The sequence below is a fragment of the Paraburkholderia sp. A3BS-1L genome (genome assembly GCF_051125215.1).
Taxonomy (GTDB): domain Bacteria; phylum Pseudomonadota; class Gammaproteobacteria; order Burkholderiales; family Burkholderiaceae; genus Paraburkholderia.
This window is the reverse complement of record NZ_CP120442.1, coordinates 2,545,107-2,560,163: the sequence shown is the minus strand read 5'-3', so window position 1 is coordinate 2,560,163 and position 15,057 is coordinate 2,545,107. Positions and strand designations below refer to the sequence as shown.

The 15,057-nt window shown below is 62.7% G+C and carries 13 protein-coding genes; 6 read left to right on the top strand and 7 right to left on the bottom strand.

All coding sequences use genetic code 11. The annotated features are described in order from the left end of the window. Positions 1-71: 71 nt before the first annotated feature. Positions 72-1,256, bottom strand: a complete 1,185-nt coding sequence (locus P5W99_RS11665; RefSeq protein ID WP_421024569.1) for an acetylornithine transaminase — start codon at positions 1,254-1,256, stop codon at positions 72-74. 341 nt (positions 1,257-1,597) lie between these two features. After that, entirely contained in the window at positions 1,598-2,629 is a 1,032-nt protein-coding gene (locus tag P5W99_RS11660) for a CDP-6-deoxy-delta-3,4-glucoseen reductase (RefSeq protein ID WP_421024568.1), read from the bottom strand. 114 nt (positions 2,630-2,743) lie between these two features. Between P5W99_RS11660 and P5W99_RS11655 the strand changes: the two genes are divergently transcribed. Beyond that, a complete protein-coding gene (locus P5W99_RS11655; RefSeq protein ID WP_421024567.1) occupies positions 2,744-3,826 on the top strand; it encodes an NAD-dependent epimerase/dehydratase family protein in 1,083 nt (360 codons plus the stop codon). 33 nt (positions 3,827-3,859) lie between these two features. Here the strand turns inward: P5W99_RS11655 and P5W99_RS11650 are convergent, their stop codons facing one another. Continuing rightward, the gene (locus tag P5W99_RS11650; RefSeq protein WP_413187071.1) at positions 3,860-4,048 is read right to left on the bottom strand and encodes a hypothetical protein; all 189 of its coding nucleotides are present in this window, start codon (positions 4,046-4,048) and stop codon (positions 3,860-3,862) included. A gap of 154 nt (positions 4,049-4,202) precedes the next feature. Next, entirely contained in the window at positions 4,203-4,910 is a 708-nt protein-coding gene (locus tag P5W99_RS11645) for a pseudouridine synthase (RefSeq protein ID WP_434660863.1), read from the bottom strand. Positions 4,911-5,165: 255 nt separating this feature from the next. Here P5W99_RS11645 and poxB point away from each other — a divergent pair, with 255 nt between their 5' ends. Then, entirely contained in the window at positions 5,166-6,884 is a 1,719-nt protein-coding gene (gene poxB, locus P5W99_RS11640; protein WP_434660861.1) for a ubiquinone-dependent pyruvate dehydrogenase, read from the top strand. Positions 6,885-7,319: 435 nt separating this feature from the next. On the opposite strand, the gene P5W99_RS11635 is transcribed toward poxB, so the two are convergent. From P5W99_RS11635 to P5W99_RS11625, 3 genes are all read right to left on the bottom strand, one after another. Beyond that, positions 7,320-8,666, bottom strand: a complete 1,347-nt coding sequence (locus P5W99_RS11635; protein ID WP_434660860.1) for an ArsA-related P-loop ATPase — start codon at positions 8,664-8,666, stop codon at positions 7,320-7,322. Beyond that, positions 8,621-9,124 carry an ArsA-related P-loop ATPase gene (locus P5W99_RS11630; protein ID WP_434660858.1) on the bottom strand — a complete coding sequence of 168 codons (504 nt, stop codon included), beginning with the start codon at positions 9,122-9,124 and terminating at the stop codon, positions 8,621-8,623. The genes P5W99_RS11635 and P5W99_RS11630 overlap by 46 nt, the downstream gene beginning before the upstream one ends. Positions 9,125-9,428: 304 nt before the next feature. Further along, positions 9,429-10,613 (bottom strand): thiolase family protein, encoded by a 1,185-nt coding sequence (locus P5W99_RS11625; protein ID WP_421024564.1) that lies wholly within the window; start codon positions 10,611-10,613, stop codon positions 9,429-9,431. A 455-nt stretch (positions 10,614-11,068) separates the two neighbouring features. On the opposite strand from P5W99_RS11625, the gene P5W99_RS11620 reads away from it, so the two are divergent. The 4 genes from P5W99_RS11620 (at position 11,069) to P5W99_RS11605 (ending at position 15,042) form a co-directional block, all read left to right on the top strand. Further along, the gene (locus P5W99_RS11620) at positions 11,069-11,335 is read left to right on the top strand and encodes a hypothetical protein (protein WP_421024563.1); all 267 of its coding nucleotides are present in this window, start codon (positions 11,069-11,071) and stop codon (positions 11,333-11,335) included. Positions 11,336-11,524: 189 nt separating this feature from the next. Further along, positions 11,525-11,776, top strand: coding sequence for a DUF2703 domain-containing protein (locus P5W99_RS11615; RefSeq protein ID WP_421024562.1), 252 nt, complete (start codon positions 11,525-11,527; stop codon positions 11,774-11,776). A gap of 251 nt (positions 11,777-12,027) precedes the next feature. Next, positions 12,028-12,540, top strand: coding sequence for an arsenate reductase (azurin) small subunit (locus tag P5W99_RS11610; protein ID WP_421024561.1), 513 nt, complete (start codon positions 12,028-12,030; stop codon positions 12,538-12,540). A 12-nt stretch (positions 12,541-12,552) separates the two neighbouring features. Continuing rightward, entirely contained in the window at positions 12,553-15,042 is a 2,490-nt protein-coding gene (locus tag P5W99_RS11605) for an arsenate reductase (azurin) large subunit (protein WP_421024560.1), read from the top strand. Positions 15,043-15,057 lie beyond the last annotated feature (15 nt).

The window sequence follows — 15,057 nt, the reverse complement described above, 5'->3', positions numbered from 1 at the left end:
AGCCGCATGGACGTGAAGTCCATGCGGCTTTTTTCATGATGCTGCGCATCGCGCGCAGCGATGTTACGCGCTTACAGCGAGTCAAGCACCGTGCGCAGCATCGCCATCATCTGGTCGATCTCTTCGTTCGTCACGTTGAGCGCGGGCATGAAACGCAGCAGATTCGGCCGCGCCGCGTTGAGCAGCAGGCCGTCCGGTTGCATGAGGCGCGCCTTCTCGACGATTTCCGGACCGATGTCCTTGCCGAGCAGCAGCGCGCGCAGCAGACCTTCGCCGCGCTCGCCCTGGAAGCCGCGCTCCTCCGACAGTTCGAGCAGCTTCTCGCGCAGATACTGGCCACGCGCGCGCACGCCTTCGAGAAAGCCCGGTGCGACCAGTTGCGAGATCACCGAATAGCCTACGGCCGTCATCAGCGGATTGCCGTTGTACGTGCCGCCCTGGTCGCCGGCCTCGAACACGGTGATTTCTTTCTTCGCGAGCAGCGCCGCGAGCGGCACGCCGCCGCCGATGCCCTTGCCGAGCGTCATGATGTCCGGCTCGATGCCCGAGAGTTCGTAGGCGAACAGGGTGCCCGCGCGGCCGCAGCCGCTTTGCACTTCATCGACGATCAAGAGAATGCCGTGCTTCTTCGTGAGCGCACGCAGCGCCTGCATGAATTCGCGCGTGGCGGGAATTACGCCGCCTTCGCCCTGGATCGGCTCGAGCATCACGGCGACGGTCTTGCCCGTGATGAGCTTTTCGACCGAGGCGATGTCGTTGAGATCGGCCTTCGGGAAGCCCGGCACCTGCGGTGCGTAGATGGTGTCCCAGCCCGGCTTGCCGCTTGCCGACATCGTCGCGAGCGTGCGGCCGTGGAAGCTGTGGTCGAAGGTGATGATCTCGTAGGCGCCGTCGCGATACTTCTTGCCCCACTTGCGCGCGAGCTTGATCGCGCCTTCGTTGGCTTCCGCGCCGCTGTTGGCGAAGAACACCTTGTCATAGCAGCTGTGCTCGGTGAGGAGGCCGGCGAGCTTCGCCATCGGCTCGTTATAGAACGCCGGCGACGGGTTGATGAGCAGGCGCGCCTGTTTCTCCACGGCCTCGATCATGCCTTCGTTGCAGTGTCCGAGGCTGTTCACGGCCCAGCCCTGGATGAAGTCCAGATATCGCTTGCCTTCGTTGTCGTACAGCCACGACCCCTTGCCATGCGTGAAAACGATTTCGGGCCGGTTGGTGATGTACATCAGCGACTCGATCGGGTACTCGGAAAAATTCATGGCAACGGGCTCCGCGCTGGGACTGCAATGAGGGTTGGAAAGAAGCCGTCAAAACCGGCAGACAAACAAAAAGCCACGGGCTGGCCGTGGCTTCGTGATTCGAACTACATCTGCGTTGGGGTTCAACCCGTGTGCAACGCGCGTCCTCGAACTAAGCCAGGCCCAGGGAATGGGGCGAGCGGCGACGTCGAAGGGCGGACAGGATGCAGTTCATGGGCGCAAGAATACGACAAGGGCGGCGGCGCTGTAAACCGTCAATGTGGCGAATGGCTTTGAATAGTTTCAGCCGGCCGACGAAATTTTTGTGACGGCCGGCCAGCCCATTCGCCAGCGGGCGCTGCTTAGACGGGATTCGCGAGGTCCGCGGCACTCGTGAACGAGTCCGCATAGAACTCGTCTTCGGGCAGGCCGTGGTGTTGCGAGAAGTCGCGCTGCGCCGACTCCACCATCACCGGCGCGCCGCAGGCGTAGACCTGGTAGCCGGAGAGATCGGGCAGGTCCTCGATCACGGCGCGGTGCACGAAGCCCGTGCGGCCGGTCCAGTTGTCGCCGGCGGCGGGCTCGGATAGCACCGGCACGAAGCGGAAGTTCGGGATGTCCTTCGCCCATTGTTCGGCGAGGTCCATCAGGTACAGGTCCTTCTTCTGGCGCGCGCCCCAGTAGAGCGTCATCGGGCGGTCCAGCTTCTGGTGGATCGCGTGCTCGACGATCGCCTTGAGCGGCGCGAAGCCGGTGCCCGAGGCGAGCAGCACGATGGGCTTGTCCGAGTCTTCGCGCAGAAAGAAGGTGCCGAGCGGCGCCTCGAAGCGCAGGATGTCGCGCTCCTTCATCTGCGAGAAGACGTGGTCGGTGAACTTGCCGCCCGGCATGTGGCGGATGTGCAGCTCGAGCGGGCCTTCCTCGTGCGGCGCGGTGGCCATCGAATAGCTGCGGCGCGTGCCGTCCTTGAGGATGAATTCCAGGTACTGGCCGGCGAGATATTGCAGGCGCTCGTTGGCGGGCAACTGCAGCTTCAGGACGATGACGTCGTCGGCCTTGCGCTCGATTGCGGCAATGCGCGTGGGCAGCTTGCGCACCTGCATGTCGCCCACGCCCGCCACTTCGCGGACGTCGATTTCGAGGTGGGTCTGCGCCGTCGCGCAGCAGAAGAGGGCCATGCCGCGCGTCTTCTCGTCATTCGAGAGCGCCGAAGCGGCATGTGCGCGCTGCTCGACCTCGCCGCTGCATACTGTGCCCTTGCAGGAGCCGCACGCACCGTTCTTGCAGCCGTACGGCAGGCCGATGCCCTGGCGCAGGGCCGCGTTGAGGATGGGTTCGTCGGGTTCGACCTGGAACTGTCGGCCACTTTGCTTGAGTGTTACGTTGAAGACCATATTCGAGAAAGCAAGTCTGTAATCTGTAATCGGGGGGATCGAGCCGGGTTGCGTCTCGTCTGGCCGATGTCCGGCCCTGCTTGGGCCGTCGCCAGCGGCTAAAATGGGTCCACCATGCTTGCTACACGAACCTTGCGCCGCGCGCGCATCCTTATTGTCGGTTGCGGCGACGTCGGCCTGCGTTGCGTTGCCCAATTGCAGGCGCGGCGCGGCCGACCGCGCATCTTCGCGCTCACGCGCCGTCCGGAACAGGCCGGGACGCTGCGCGCCGCGGGCGCGGTGCCGGTCGCTGGCGACCTCGACGTGCGCACGCGTCTTGCACGCCTCGCCGGGCTCGCGAGCATCGTGCTGCACCTCGCGCCGCCCGCGAGAGACTGCGATGACGACCTGCGCACACGCAGGCTGATTGCGGCGCTCAAGGCGCGTCGGCGCTCTGCGGCGCGGGCGGCCCAAAGCGGGGCATCGGGCCGCCCGGCCGCAAGCGCGCGCGCCGGTGTGGCAGGGCCCGCATTGCAGCCGGCATCGACGCGTCAAGCACGTCTTAAAGCGTCTTCCATTGTACCCGAGCGTACCCGCCTCGCCGCTCGCGCCCACCTGACTGATCCGGCCCATCCGACGCTCGTCTACGCGAGCACCACCGGTGTCTATGGAGACTGCGGCGGTGCGCGCATCGATGAAACCCGTCCGGTGCGGCCTGCCAACGCTCGAGCGATACGGCGCGTGGCGGCCGAGCGGCAACTGCGGCGCGCGACGGCGCGCGGCGCGCTCAAGGCGAGCATCGCGCGGATTCCGGGCATCTACGCCGCGAACCGCTTGCCGCTCGCGCGGCTGGAAAAGGGCACGCCGGCGCTGGTCGAACCGGACGACGTCTACACGAGCCACATCCACGCCGATGACCTCGCCGCCATTCTGCTGCGGCTGACCACGCGCGGGCGCCCGGCGCGCGTCATTCACGCCAGCGACGACAGCGAATTGAAGATGGGAGCCTATTTCGACCGCGTGGCGGATGCGTTCGGTCTCGCGCGCGCCCCGCGCATCGAGCGCGCCCAGGCTGAGCTAGAACTCGATCCGACACTGCTTTCGTTCATGCGGGAATCGCGCCGGCTCGCGAACACGCGACTCAAGCGCGAACTGCGCCTGCGCCTGCGCTATCCCGATGTGGATGCTTTTTTGCGCACGCTGCCGCCGCACCCGTGAGCCCGGGCCGGCGGCACGGCGCAAGCGTGCCGTTCACGTGATTGCCGGCAGCGCTTCGAGCAAGAGGAAGCAGAACAGGGCCCCGATGAGCGCCCCGATCAGATTGGGATGGTATTGATGCCGCAAATGCATCGACGCCAGCAAGCCGCCGATCAGAATCGCTCCCAGCGCCATGAAAGCCATCAACACGAATGAGATCTCGAATGTCCCGTTGATGATCATGATGCCCCTCCTTGCAACTTGTAATCGTTGTTGAATCGAGTATAGGGCGGAACATCGGGAAGGGCATGCTGCGACGCGGCGCAGACAGGTGCAATCGGGCGCGTCTGGTGCGCGAGCGCACACAGGACCGGCCATGGGCTGCGCTCGCCGTGGTTCACCCCGTGTTGCGCAGCGCGTCGAGGGCGGTCTCGTCTAGCCATTGCCATGCGCCTGGGACGAGATCCGCGGGCAACGCGAAGCCGCCGATGCGCTCGCGATGCAGTGCCTCTACGCGGTTGCCCGCGGCGGCAACCATGCGCTTGACCTGGTGGTACTTGCCTTCCAGTACGCTCAGTTCGAGCTCGTGCTCGCCACGCGCATGCGCGGCCACGGCAGTGCTGGGCTCGCGCTCGCCGTGCAGCAGGACGCCTTCGCGCAGCGAGCGCAACTGTGCTTCATCGAGCGCATGGCGCGTGGTGGCCAGGTAGACCTTGGGAACTTTGCGCTTGGGCGAAGTGAAGGCGTGCACGAACTGACCGTCGTCGGAGAGCAGCAGCAGGCCGGTCGTGTCCTGGTCCAGGCGGCCCACGCATTGCACGTTGCGCGCGGCGAACTGCGGCGGCAGCAGATGAAACACGCTCAGATGGTGCTGCGGATCGCGCGAGCACTCATAGCCCGCGGGTTTGTTCAGCGCCAGGTAGGCGCGGGCGTGAAACGGCCAGGGCGTCCCGTCGACGCTGAACACGAGGTCTTCGGTATCGAAGGTGGCGAGCGGATCCGTGCAGGGCACACCCGCGATGGCCACCCGCGCTTCGAGGATCAAGCCGCGGCACTGGCGGCGCGTACCGAAGCCCTGGGAGAAGAGAATGCTTTCGAGATTCATGGCGGAACGCCGACTGCTATAAACCACAGCATTTTAGCGAATGCCGGCGGGCCGCCGATGCAGCACACGCGCGGCGTGAGCGCGTCTTTCCGCGCGGGTCGTCGCGATGCCTGATGAGCGATCGTGCCCCTATATGCGTTAGGGTTGCGATACTTCACGGCGTGCCTGATGAGGATGGCGTAACGTAATGCGACCCACCGGCCGCCGCACGCATCGCGCGCAGCGCCTGGCAATATCCAAGGCAAGGAGAACAGCATGGCGAAGACGATCGCGCACTTTCTGGCCAAGACGCTCGAAGCGGTGGGCGTCGAGCGTATCTGGGGCGTGACCGGAGACAGCCTGAACGGATTTTCCGCGAGCCTGCGCAAGCTTGGCACGATCCGCTGGATGCATACGCGGCACGAGGAAGTCGCTGCGTTCGCGGCAGGCGCCGAAGCCGCTGCAACGGGCCGGCTCGCCGTATGCGCGGGCAGTTGCGGCCCCGGCAATTTGCATCTCATCAATGGCCTGTACGACTGCCATCGCAATCACGCGCCGGTGCTGGCCATCGCCGCGCACATTCCGTCGACTGAGATCGGCCTTGGCTACTTTCAGGAAACTCATCCAACCGAGATCTTTCGCGAGTGCGCTCATTACGTTGAACTCGTGACCAATGCTGCGCAGTTTCCGCGCGTTCTCGCAACGGCGCTGCGCACCGCCATCGATCAGAAGGGTGTGGCCGTGATCGTCCTGCCGGGCGACGTGGCGCTGCTCGACGGACCGGAAGAAGAGCCGGTCTGGGCGCAGCACGCGCGGCCCGCGACGCTGCCGGCTTCGGCGGACATCGACCGGCTGGCGGACCTGCTCAATCTCTCGGAGGCCGTGACGCTGCTGTGCGGCAGCGGCTGCAAGGGCGCGCACGACGAAGTGGTGGCGCTCGCCGACGCCCTTGGCGCACCGGTCGTGCACGCGCTGCGGGGCAAGCAATATGTCGAATGGGATAATCCGTACGACGTGGGCATGACAGGGCTGATCGGCTTCAGCTCGGGCTATCACGCCATGATGTCGTGCGATACGCTCGTGATGCTCGGCACCGATTTTCCTTATCGCAACTTCTACCCCGAGAACGCGAACATCGTGCAAATCGACCGCCATGCGGCGGCGCTGGGCAAGCGCGCGCCGCTCACGCTCGGGTTGATCGGCGACGTGCGCGAGACCTTGCGCGCACTCACGCCGCGGCTCACGCGCAAGACCGAACGCGAGTTCATCAAACGCGCGCGCGAGCACTACGCGAATGCGCGCAAGGGACTGGACGACCTTGCGCGCCCGGCGGCAGCGGGCAAGCCGCTGCATCCGCAATACGTGACCTCGCGCCTCGACGCGCTGGCGGCCGACGATGCCATTTTCGCGGTCGACGTCGGCACGCCTACGCTCTGGGCCGCGCGTTACCTGACGATGAATGGGCGCCGCCGCCTGCACGGCTCGTTCAACCACGGCTCGATGGCGAACGCGATGCCCCAGGCACTGGGCGCTCAGGCCGCGCATGTTGGGCGCCAGGTGATTTCGCTGTCCGGCGATGGCGGTCTTTCGATGCTGCTCGGCGACATTCTCACGGCGCGCCAGCTCGAATTGCCGATCAAGATCGTCGTCCTGAACAATGGGGCGCTGGGTTTCGTCGCGATGGAGATGAAGGCGGGCGGCTACGTCGAGACAGGCACCGATCTCGTGGCGACCAATTTCGCCGATATCGCGAAAGGCGCGGGACTCTTCAGCGTGCGTGTGGAGACGTCGGAAGCGCTCGACGATGCGTTGCGCGAAGCGTTTGCTCATGACGGCCCGGCGCTCGTTGATGTGGTGACGACGAGGCATGAGTTGGCCATGCCGCCGAAACTCCAGTGGGCGCAGGCGAAGGGGTTCAGCCTCTATATGCTGCGCGTGGTGTTGAGCGGACGAGGCGACGAAGTGGTGGAACTCGCGCAGACGAATTTGCGCTGACTGTCTGGATTGCGGATTCAGCGCGCTTGAAGCAAAAAACCCCGCGAGACTATATCTGGCGGGGTTTCGTGGTCAAACGTTGGGAACGTTTGGAGAGTATCTGGTGCTCGGGCCGGAATGGAAAAATTCTTGCGGTCGCTTTGCTGGGGCGGGTCCGTAGAATTTTCGCGATACGGATACCACCAAAAATACCACCGGACACCGGGGCTAGGCCGCTCACGGGTTTGGGTGATCGTCCTTCGCTTACTCACAGGTCGAGATTTCGCTCGGCTAGTATGTGGTCGTATTCGTCCCGTCTGACTCGGTCGCTCCTGCTATTCAGAATGGCAGCTCGTGGCCGAGCGGAGTCTGATGTCGATTGGCTCAGTTCGTCGACCCTTTGCGGGCATCAAGGAGCGCGCAACTGAACGACTGCTTCCAAGGCAGCCTCGGCCGTCAGTCGCCTTCAAGAAGCTTTTCAAGCGCAGTGATTCCCACCGGTCGATCTGCTCGCCATGGAACCACGTAGACCTGGTGTTCCGATATCCTTGACACCCGCTCCATCTGCTCTCGTTCGCTATTCAAACGCGCCAGCAACACGGGATCTTGTGTGTCAGTGGCTAGCAATGACCGGTTGACCACCCATGCAAAGGGTTCGATATCGGCCCTGCGTAGATCTTCCTGTAATGCCGCTGCCTGTGACACCGGCGTTGTTTCCGGCAATGTGACGAGGATGATCCTGGTGTAACTGGCATCCTGCAATCGCATCAATGGGGTCACGATGCGACCGGCAGCCTTGTCGTCAAACGAGCGCATCATCTGACGATGGTAGGCGCCCGCGGCGTCCATCAGCAATAAAGAGTGACCGGTCGGAGCGGTATCGAGTACCACGAATGAACTGCCAGCCTGAGATACGACATGCGAGAAGGCGTGAAACACGGCGACCTCTTCAGTACAGGGGGACCGTAGGTCCTCGATGAGTAGCGCCTTCTCGTCCTCTGTCATTTGCGGCGCGCGTGCAGCCACGATCTTGTCCACATACTTTTGGGTTTCCACTTTCGGATCGATGCGCCCCAGAGTGAGCCCCGGCACGTTTCCCTGGAGGGTCATCGCCAGATGCGCCGCGGGATCAGTAGTGCTCAGATGCACCGACTTTCCGCTGCGAACGAGCCCCAGCGCAATAGCCGACGCGATAGTTGTCTTGCCCACGCCGCCTTTGCCCATGACCATGATCAGCCCCCGCTCGGCGTGGGCCAATTCCTTGACCAATTCCGACATGGTGTGATACGCAAAGTGTGTGGGCACCCCGCGAGGAGTGTCGCTTACGTATGTCGATTCCGGATCCAGGAGGGCGCGGAGCGCAGGCAAGCCCACCGAGTCCACCGCGCGCAGAGGCACATAATCCGTAGGAAGCTGCCGCAGCGGTTCCGGCATGGCTGCGAGAGCCTTCTTTCCCAAGGTATCGAATGCGTCGCCAATGCGGTCATTGGAGTGGCCCGCCTGGAAGACGGCGTTCACGACCAGACGCTGATTTACCAGCCCCAGATCTCGTAGCTCGAAGGACGTACGCGCGGCTTCTTCCAATGCGCCGGTTTCAGGGCGAGCGACCAACACGACGGTTGTCATACTGGCGTCGTTAAGCGCAGCCAACGCCTGATTGAAGAGTTCCTCCTGCATTTTCAAGCCGGAATGCGGTCCCAGACAGGATGCACCCCGGTCATTGCCTTCAAGGAACCCGCTCCACGCTTTGGGCAGGCTCAACAACCGCAGCGTGTGACCAGTGGGGGCTGTGTCGAATACCACATGATCAAAGCCGGAACCACCATGAGAAAGTAAGCTGGAAAACTGTCAAAAGTGGCGATCTCGGTGGTGCAGGCACCGGATAGCTGTTCTCGCACCGTGGTAATTTCCTCGGCACTTGCATCGGGGCTCATCTGTTCGACGACGCGCGCGCGATAGTTCTCAGCTGCGACGTCCGGGTCGATATTCAGGACGAGCAGGCCGACCACACCCGGAACGGAGACCGGGCTATTGGTCAATTCAACACCGAGCATTTCATCCAGGTTGGACGCTGCATCGGTGCTGACCAATAAGACCTTTTTGCCGGCGTCGGCCAGCGCGATGGACGCGGCGGTGGAAACCGAAGTCTTTCCAACGCCACCCTTTCCGGTGAAGAACAAGTACCTGGTCGGTGCATCCAGCAATGCGAGCCGTGGTGGCATGCGCTTCCCCATTCTGATTGATCTCAAATCATCTTGCATCAAGTTGCCAGCGTCCGGGCGTCACCACGACAACCCCGCTAATACGGGGCGCTCTACGCTGGCAGGTCGGGATGCGGCCCTATCCGGCAGTACGTCCAGCGCCGCAACTCCGTGGAAAAGCCATCGTCCAATTGTCCGATCATGGTCGTGATGCGATGGCCGGGCGCGCCCCCGGCGTGATGCATCACACCGCCCGCCAGGCGCGTCGACAGTGGAACAGACCGCCCATGCGGCAAGCTGCCGATCGTGGCCGGTCTGATCACGTCTGCGCTGGGGGCGCTTTCCGGAAGGAACACTACGCGTATCACAAGGTCTCGAGCGCCAGCGCTATGCCCTGTCCGCCGCCGATGCACAGCGTCACGATGCCGCGTCGGCCTCCGCCACGCTGCATCTGGTGCAGCAACCGAGTGGTCAGTACCGCGCCGCTCGCGCCGATCGGATGACCGTGCGCAATCGCCCCACCTTCCACATTCACAACGTCCTCCGCGAATCCCAACTCTCTTATACACGCCAGTGCGATCGCCGCGAACGCCTCGTTGATCTCCACGCGGTCTACCTGTGCCACGGACCAACCCGCGCGCGTGAGGGCCTGCCGCACGGCGGGAATCGGTCCGAGGCCGAACAAGCCCGGTTCCACGGCCCCTATGCCATAACTGACCAGCCGCGCCATCGGCGTCAGGCCATTGCGCTCGGCCCAGCCACGTTCGGCGACAAGCGTCGCAGCGGCCCCGCTGTTCAGGCCGGGCGCATTGCCGGCGGTGATGGTGCCGTCCTTGCGGAACGCCGGTTTAAGCTTGGCAAGCGATTCAGCGCTCGTGTCTGGCCGATTGTGTTCGTCGCGGCCAAAGATCGTCGGACCCTTGCGACCGGGCACCTCCAGGGGTGCGATTTCGGCATCGAACAGCCCGGCGGCCTGGGCCTGCGCGAAGCGTTGCTGCGAGCGCAGCGCCCAGCGATCCTGGTCTTCCCGGGAGACGCCGCACTGACTCACAAGATCTTCGGTATGCCAGCCAGAATGCTGACCGCTGAAGGCGTCGTTGAGCCCGTCGAGCAGCATGCTGTCGAACAACGTCACATCGCCCATCCGGGCGCCCCAGCGCCCCTGCGGCAGCAGGTAGGGGCTACGGTCCATGTTTTCCATGCCGCCTGCAATCGCGCAATCGATCATGCCGGCCCAGATTTCGGTTGCAGCGCTGGCGATCGCCTGCGCGCCCGACCCGCAGACGCGGTTAACCGTGAGCGCGGGAACCGCGACCGGCAAGCCGCCGCTGATACCGGCCTGTCGCGCCGGATTCATCTTCACTCCGGCCTGAATGACGTTTCCCATGACTAGCGACTGCACCTTGTCGGCCGGCAATCCGGCGCGCTTGAGGCTTTCGCGGATGACGGCAGCGCCCAGTGCTGGCGCCGGCATGTCCTTGAGTGTCCCTCCATAGGTGCCTATCGCGGTGCGTACCGGGCTGCACAAGACGACTTCGACGTTGCTCATGACGTTGCTCCTGACAGGAATGATGCGTGAATCACGTGGCACGGCGGATGGTGCCGGACAATGCGGTTCCCGGTGCGAGGGTATTAAACACCGCTCCGTATTTCTTAACGTTCAGATGTAGCGATTTTGTTGCCAATGGTCCTCGGCAGCGTCGACAACCATCTTGTCGTCGATTGATTCGAGACATAGGGGGCTATCGTGGCGGACTTCATGAGATGCGCATCGACGCCGCGTACATGCCCATTGTCTGCCGACGCCTCATTACATCGAAAACGATGCGTGGCTGGGCCTCGTCGCGATGACGTGTCTTGCTGTTGCACCAGACGGCCTTTCATGATGCTTGGGCGAGTTCGATTCATCTTGACCTGTGTCAATGCGCGTACCCTCGCCGGCGGGCAGGCTGACATGATGATGGGACCGAGCCACGGCACGGGCGACAGGGTAGGGAGGCTGACTTGAAAGATATCGATCGGGAAATCGACGGACTGTGGAAACGGATCAATCTCATGCAGGCTCAGGCGGACGCGATGATGACCGTACTCCAGGCAGCCATGCCGACTGTAGAAAATTCGCCGACGTTCGCGGCATCAGTCCGTGAGATTTTCGATGCGCGAATGGCCAATCGGCTCTGTCGTGGCGTCGATGAAGAATTCGTCAACGAATATGTTTCCAGCCTCAAGGCGATCGTGCCAAAGCACCTTTCAGGGACGCTGACGCTGTGAATTCACCAGTAGAGCCTCTTTTCCTCGGGCCGGACGTGAGCATGGCGGCTTTCTCGCCGAGTAGCGGATGACCTGGCGCCACCGACCGCGCTGATTCCGTGGCTTGCCGAGTCGCCAGTCGGGGAAGCCGGTCTGAACCCAGGTGATCACGTCGCGGACAGGCATGCAGTGCTTCGAAAGCGTAACGCCATGAAAGTGCTTCCGGTTCTATGGCAACGACTCGTCTCCAGCGGCAAGACCTGCCCGCGTTGCGTGGACACTGGCGATGAAGTGAACCGGGCAATCCGGCAACTCCGCGAGATCCTGGTGCCGCTCGGTATCGAGCCGGTCCTGGAACCGTCTTCCAGAGGTCGGCTTCGCTCGCCAGCCGGTAGTAACGGGGCCCGGCATACGCCTTCGGGCGATCACACGACCAGCACGACTGGGGCGCGTTTCATCTGAGCTTTTGCGGTTTCTCCGAGGAGTTAGAAAAGAAAGGACGGACTTCCTACCAAGAAACCCGCAATTAGGTCATTCGACCCTGATGACGCTTGCATTGTCGAAACGTTTGCTCTACACCAATATCAACATTTCGAAAAATATAAAAATTGGTGCGCCGCGGCTTCCCATCTCAGTCATGTACCCGAGTTTGCCTTCGATCAAATCTGTTCGTCTAACTAATTAACCAAATTAGTTTTCCTGTGGAGGAGACCATGAGTCTTAGTCGCAGACAGTTTCTGAAGCTCACGGGAGGTGCGGCGGCTGGCGCGAGTGTCGCCGTGGCGGGGACCGGGCCTACCCAGGCGGCGCCAGCGGATGCTGGACGTACGACGTTGCCGTACGTGCCAAAGGTTGTCGCACACGCCGGGCAACTCAAGGAGAACACGCCGGTCATGTTCTCCTTTCCGGACGCTGCGTCGCCCTGCGTCGTGGTCAAAACGGGCGCACCCGTGCCAGGCGGTGTCGGCCCGGACCGCGACATCGTGGCCTACAGCGTGTTATGCACGCACATGGGCTGCCCGGTGGCATACGATCCATCCGCGCGCGTGTTCCGCTGCCCGTGCCACTTCAGCATCTTCGACGCCGAGAAAACTGGCCAGATGGTTTCGGGGCAGGCGACGGAGAACCTGCCCTCGATCGTGCTCGACTACAACGCGAGTGACGGCTCCGTGCGGGCCGTCGCGGTCAACGGGTTGATCTATGGCCGTCAGGCCAATGTGCTGTAAAAGGGGATCACCATGGCTACCAACCGGGACCGGGTGGCGCTGCCCCCCGTACAAGCCCAACGGACCAATCTCACCTGCCACTTCTGCATTGTCGGGTGCGGTTATCACGTCTTTAAGTGGCCGGAGAACGTCGAGGGCGGACGCGCGCCCGAGCAGAACGCGCTGGGCCTCGACTTCCGCAAGCAATTGCCGCCGCTCTCCGTTGTGATGACGCCGGCAATGCAAAACACGATTACCGACCGTGACGGTCACCGCTACAACATCCTGGTCGTGCCGGACAAGCAATGCAGCGTCAATCAGGGACTGTCGTCGACGCGCGGCGGACAGCTGGCGAAAGTCATGTTCAACCCGGATGGTGGCGTCGCGAAAGAGCGGCTTCACAGCCCGCGGGTGTATCTTGCCGACCAGTGGATGGACACCAGTTGGGATGATGCACTCGCGCTGTATGCAGGGCTCACCCGGAAGATTCTCGACAATGACGGTCCGGCCGGCCTTGCGTTCGATTGCTTTGATCACGGTGGTGCCGGCGGAGGCTTCGAAAACACGTGGGGCACCGGCAAGCTGATGTTTACCGCGCTCAAAACCCCGCTCGTGCGCATTCACAACCGCCCCGCCTACAACTCCGAGTGCCATGCCACGCGCGAGATGGGCATCGGCGAATTGAACAACAGCTACGAAGACGCTGAACTGGCTGACGTGATCATGGCAATCGGCTGCAACTCGTACGAAACACAGACCAATTACTTCCTGGCCCACTGGCTGCCGAATCTGCAAGGGCAGAGGATTGACAAACGCAAGCAACGCTTTCCCGGTGAAAGCGTCGAAGCCGCAAAGATCATCTTTGTGGATCCGCGTCGCACGACCACGATTACGATCGCCGAGCACGTCGCCGGCAAACAGAACGTGCTGCACCTGGACATTGAGCCGGGCACGGACATCGCGCTCTTTGACGGCCTGTTGACCTATGTCGTCGACCAAGGCTGGCACGATAAGGCTTTCATCGCCACATACACGAACGGCTTTGACGACGCGATGAAAACCAACCGGCTGTCGCTTGAAGACACCAGCCGAATCACCGGTGTGCCGGTCGAACGATTGAAGCAAGCGGCCGAGTGGGCTTACAAGCCCAAGGCGTCGGGGCATCGCCCCCGGACCATGCACGCGTACGAGAAAGGCATCATCTGGGGCAACGACAACTACGTCATCCAGTCCGCGCTGGTCGACGTTGTGCTCGCCACGCACAACGTAGGCCGCCGCGGCACGGGTGTGGTACGCATGGGCGGTCACCAGGAAGGCTACACGCGCCCGCCTTATCCCGGCGACACGAAGATCTACGTCGATCAGGAGATCATCCACGGCAAGGGCATGATGTACACAGCCTGGGGTGCCAACCCCTTCCAGACCACTCTGAACGCCCAGGAACACCGCGGCGTGATTCTGAAGCGAGCCGGCATTGTCAGGGAGGCCATGGCGCGCGAGCGTGGGGCATCGACCGCGCAACTCGTGGATGTGGCCTACGACGCGGTGAAGCACCATGGAGGGTTATTCGTCACGAGCATCAATCTCTATCCGACCAAGCTCGATGAGGCCGCCGTTCTGCTGCTCCCCGGCGCCCATCCGGGTGAAATGAACCTCACGTCGATGAACGGCGAGAGGCGCATGCGCCTGTCACAGAGATTCATGGACCCGCCGGGATCGGCGCTGCCCGACTGCCTCATCGCGGCCGCTATTGCGAACACGCTTAAGCAGATGTATGCGGCGGACGGCAAACAGGACATGGCGCAACGTTTCGCCGGCTTCGACTGGAAGACCGAGGAGGACGCCTTCAATGACGGCTTCCGGCAGGTCGGCCAGCCCGGTGTCGGCAAAATCGACAGCCAGGGCGGCAACACCGGCAACCTCGTGACATACGAGCGTCTGCGTGCCGCGGGCAACAACGGTGTGCAGTTGCCAGTCAAGTCTTATGAAGGCGGCAAGCTGATTGGCACCGAAATGCTGTACACGGATGGTAAGTTCGATACGCCCGACGGCAAGGCGCAGTTCAAGCCCGCGAAGTGGGCGGGGTTGCCCAAGCCAGTGGCCGACCTGAAGTCGAAATACCGGTTTTGGATCAACAATGGTCGCGTCAATGAGGTCTGGCAGACGATGTATCACGATCAATTCAACGAGTTCGCGCGCGAGCGCGTGCCAATGGCGTACCTCGAAATCAATCCGCAAGACGCCCAGGAGCTCGGTGTTGCCTCGGGAGATGTCGTCGAGCTTTACAACGACTACGGCTCCACCTTTGCAATGGCGTATCTGGAGCCAGCCATCAAGCGCGGCCAGACCTTCATGCAGTTCGGGCACTTTAACGGGATCATGGGTAACGTCACCACGCCCTGGACCGACCGTAACGTGGTGCCCTACTACAAGGGCACGTGGGCGAACCTGCACCGCATCGGCACTGTGCAGGACTACAAGAACACCGTGAGCTTCAAGAGCCGGCGGCAGCCGACGGCCTGACAGACTTGTCCTGTA

Bases quoted from the DNA above. Each gene is read 5' to 3' on its own strand.
- P5W99_RS11665 (WP_421024569.1), bottom strand. From the start codon at position 1,256: ATGAATTTTTCCGAGTACCCGATCGAGTCGCTGATGTACATCACCAAC.
- P5W99_RS11660 (WP_421024568.1), bottom strand. From the start codon at position 2,629: ATGGTCTTCAACGTAACACTCAAGCAAAGTGGCCGACAGTTCCAGGTC.
- P5W99_RS11655 (WP_421024567.1), top strand. From the start codon at position 2,744: ATGCTTGCTACACGAACCTTGCGCCGCGCGCGCATCCTTATTGTCGGT.
- P5W99_RS11650 (WP_413187071.1), bottom strand. From the start codon at position 4,048: ATGATCATCAACGGGACATTCGAGATCTCATTCGTGTTGATGGCTTTC.
- P5W99_RS11645 (WP_434660863.1), bottom strand. From the start codon at position 4,910: ATGAATCTCGAAAGCATTCTCTTCTCCCAGGGCTTCGGTACGCGCCGC.
- poxB (WP_434660861.1), top strand. From the start codon at position 5,166: ATGGCGAAGACGATCGCGCACTTTCTGGCCAAGACGCTCGAAGCGGTG.
- P5W99_RS11630 (WP_434660858.1), bottom strand. From the start codon at position 9,124: ATGCAAGATGATTTGAGATCAATCAGAATGGGGAAGCGCATGCCACCA.
- P5W99_RS11625 (WP_421024564.1), bottom strand. From the start codon at position 10,613: ATGAGCAACGTCGAAGTCGTCTTGTGCAGCCCGGTACGCACCGCGATA.
- P5W99_RS11615 (WP_421024562.1), top strand. From the start codon at position 11,525: ATGAAAGTGCTTCCGGTTCTATGGCAACGACTCGTCTCCAGCGGCAAG.
- P5W99_RS11610 (WP_421024561.1), top strand. From the start codon at position 12,028: ATGAGTCTTAGTCGCAGACAGTTTCTGAAGCTCACGGGAGGTGCGGCG.
- P5W99_RS11605 (WP_421024560.1), top strand. From the start codon at position 12,553: ATGGCTACCAACCGGGACCGGGTGGCGCTGCCCCCCGTACAAGCCCAA.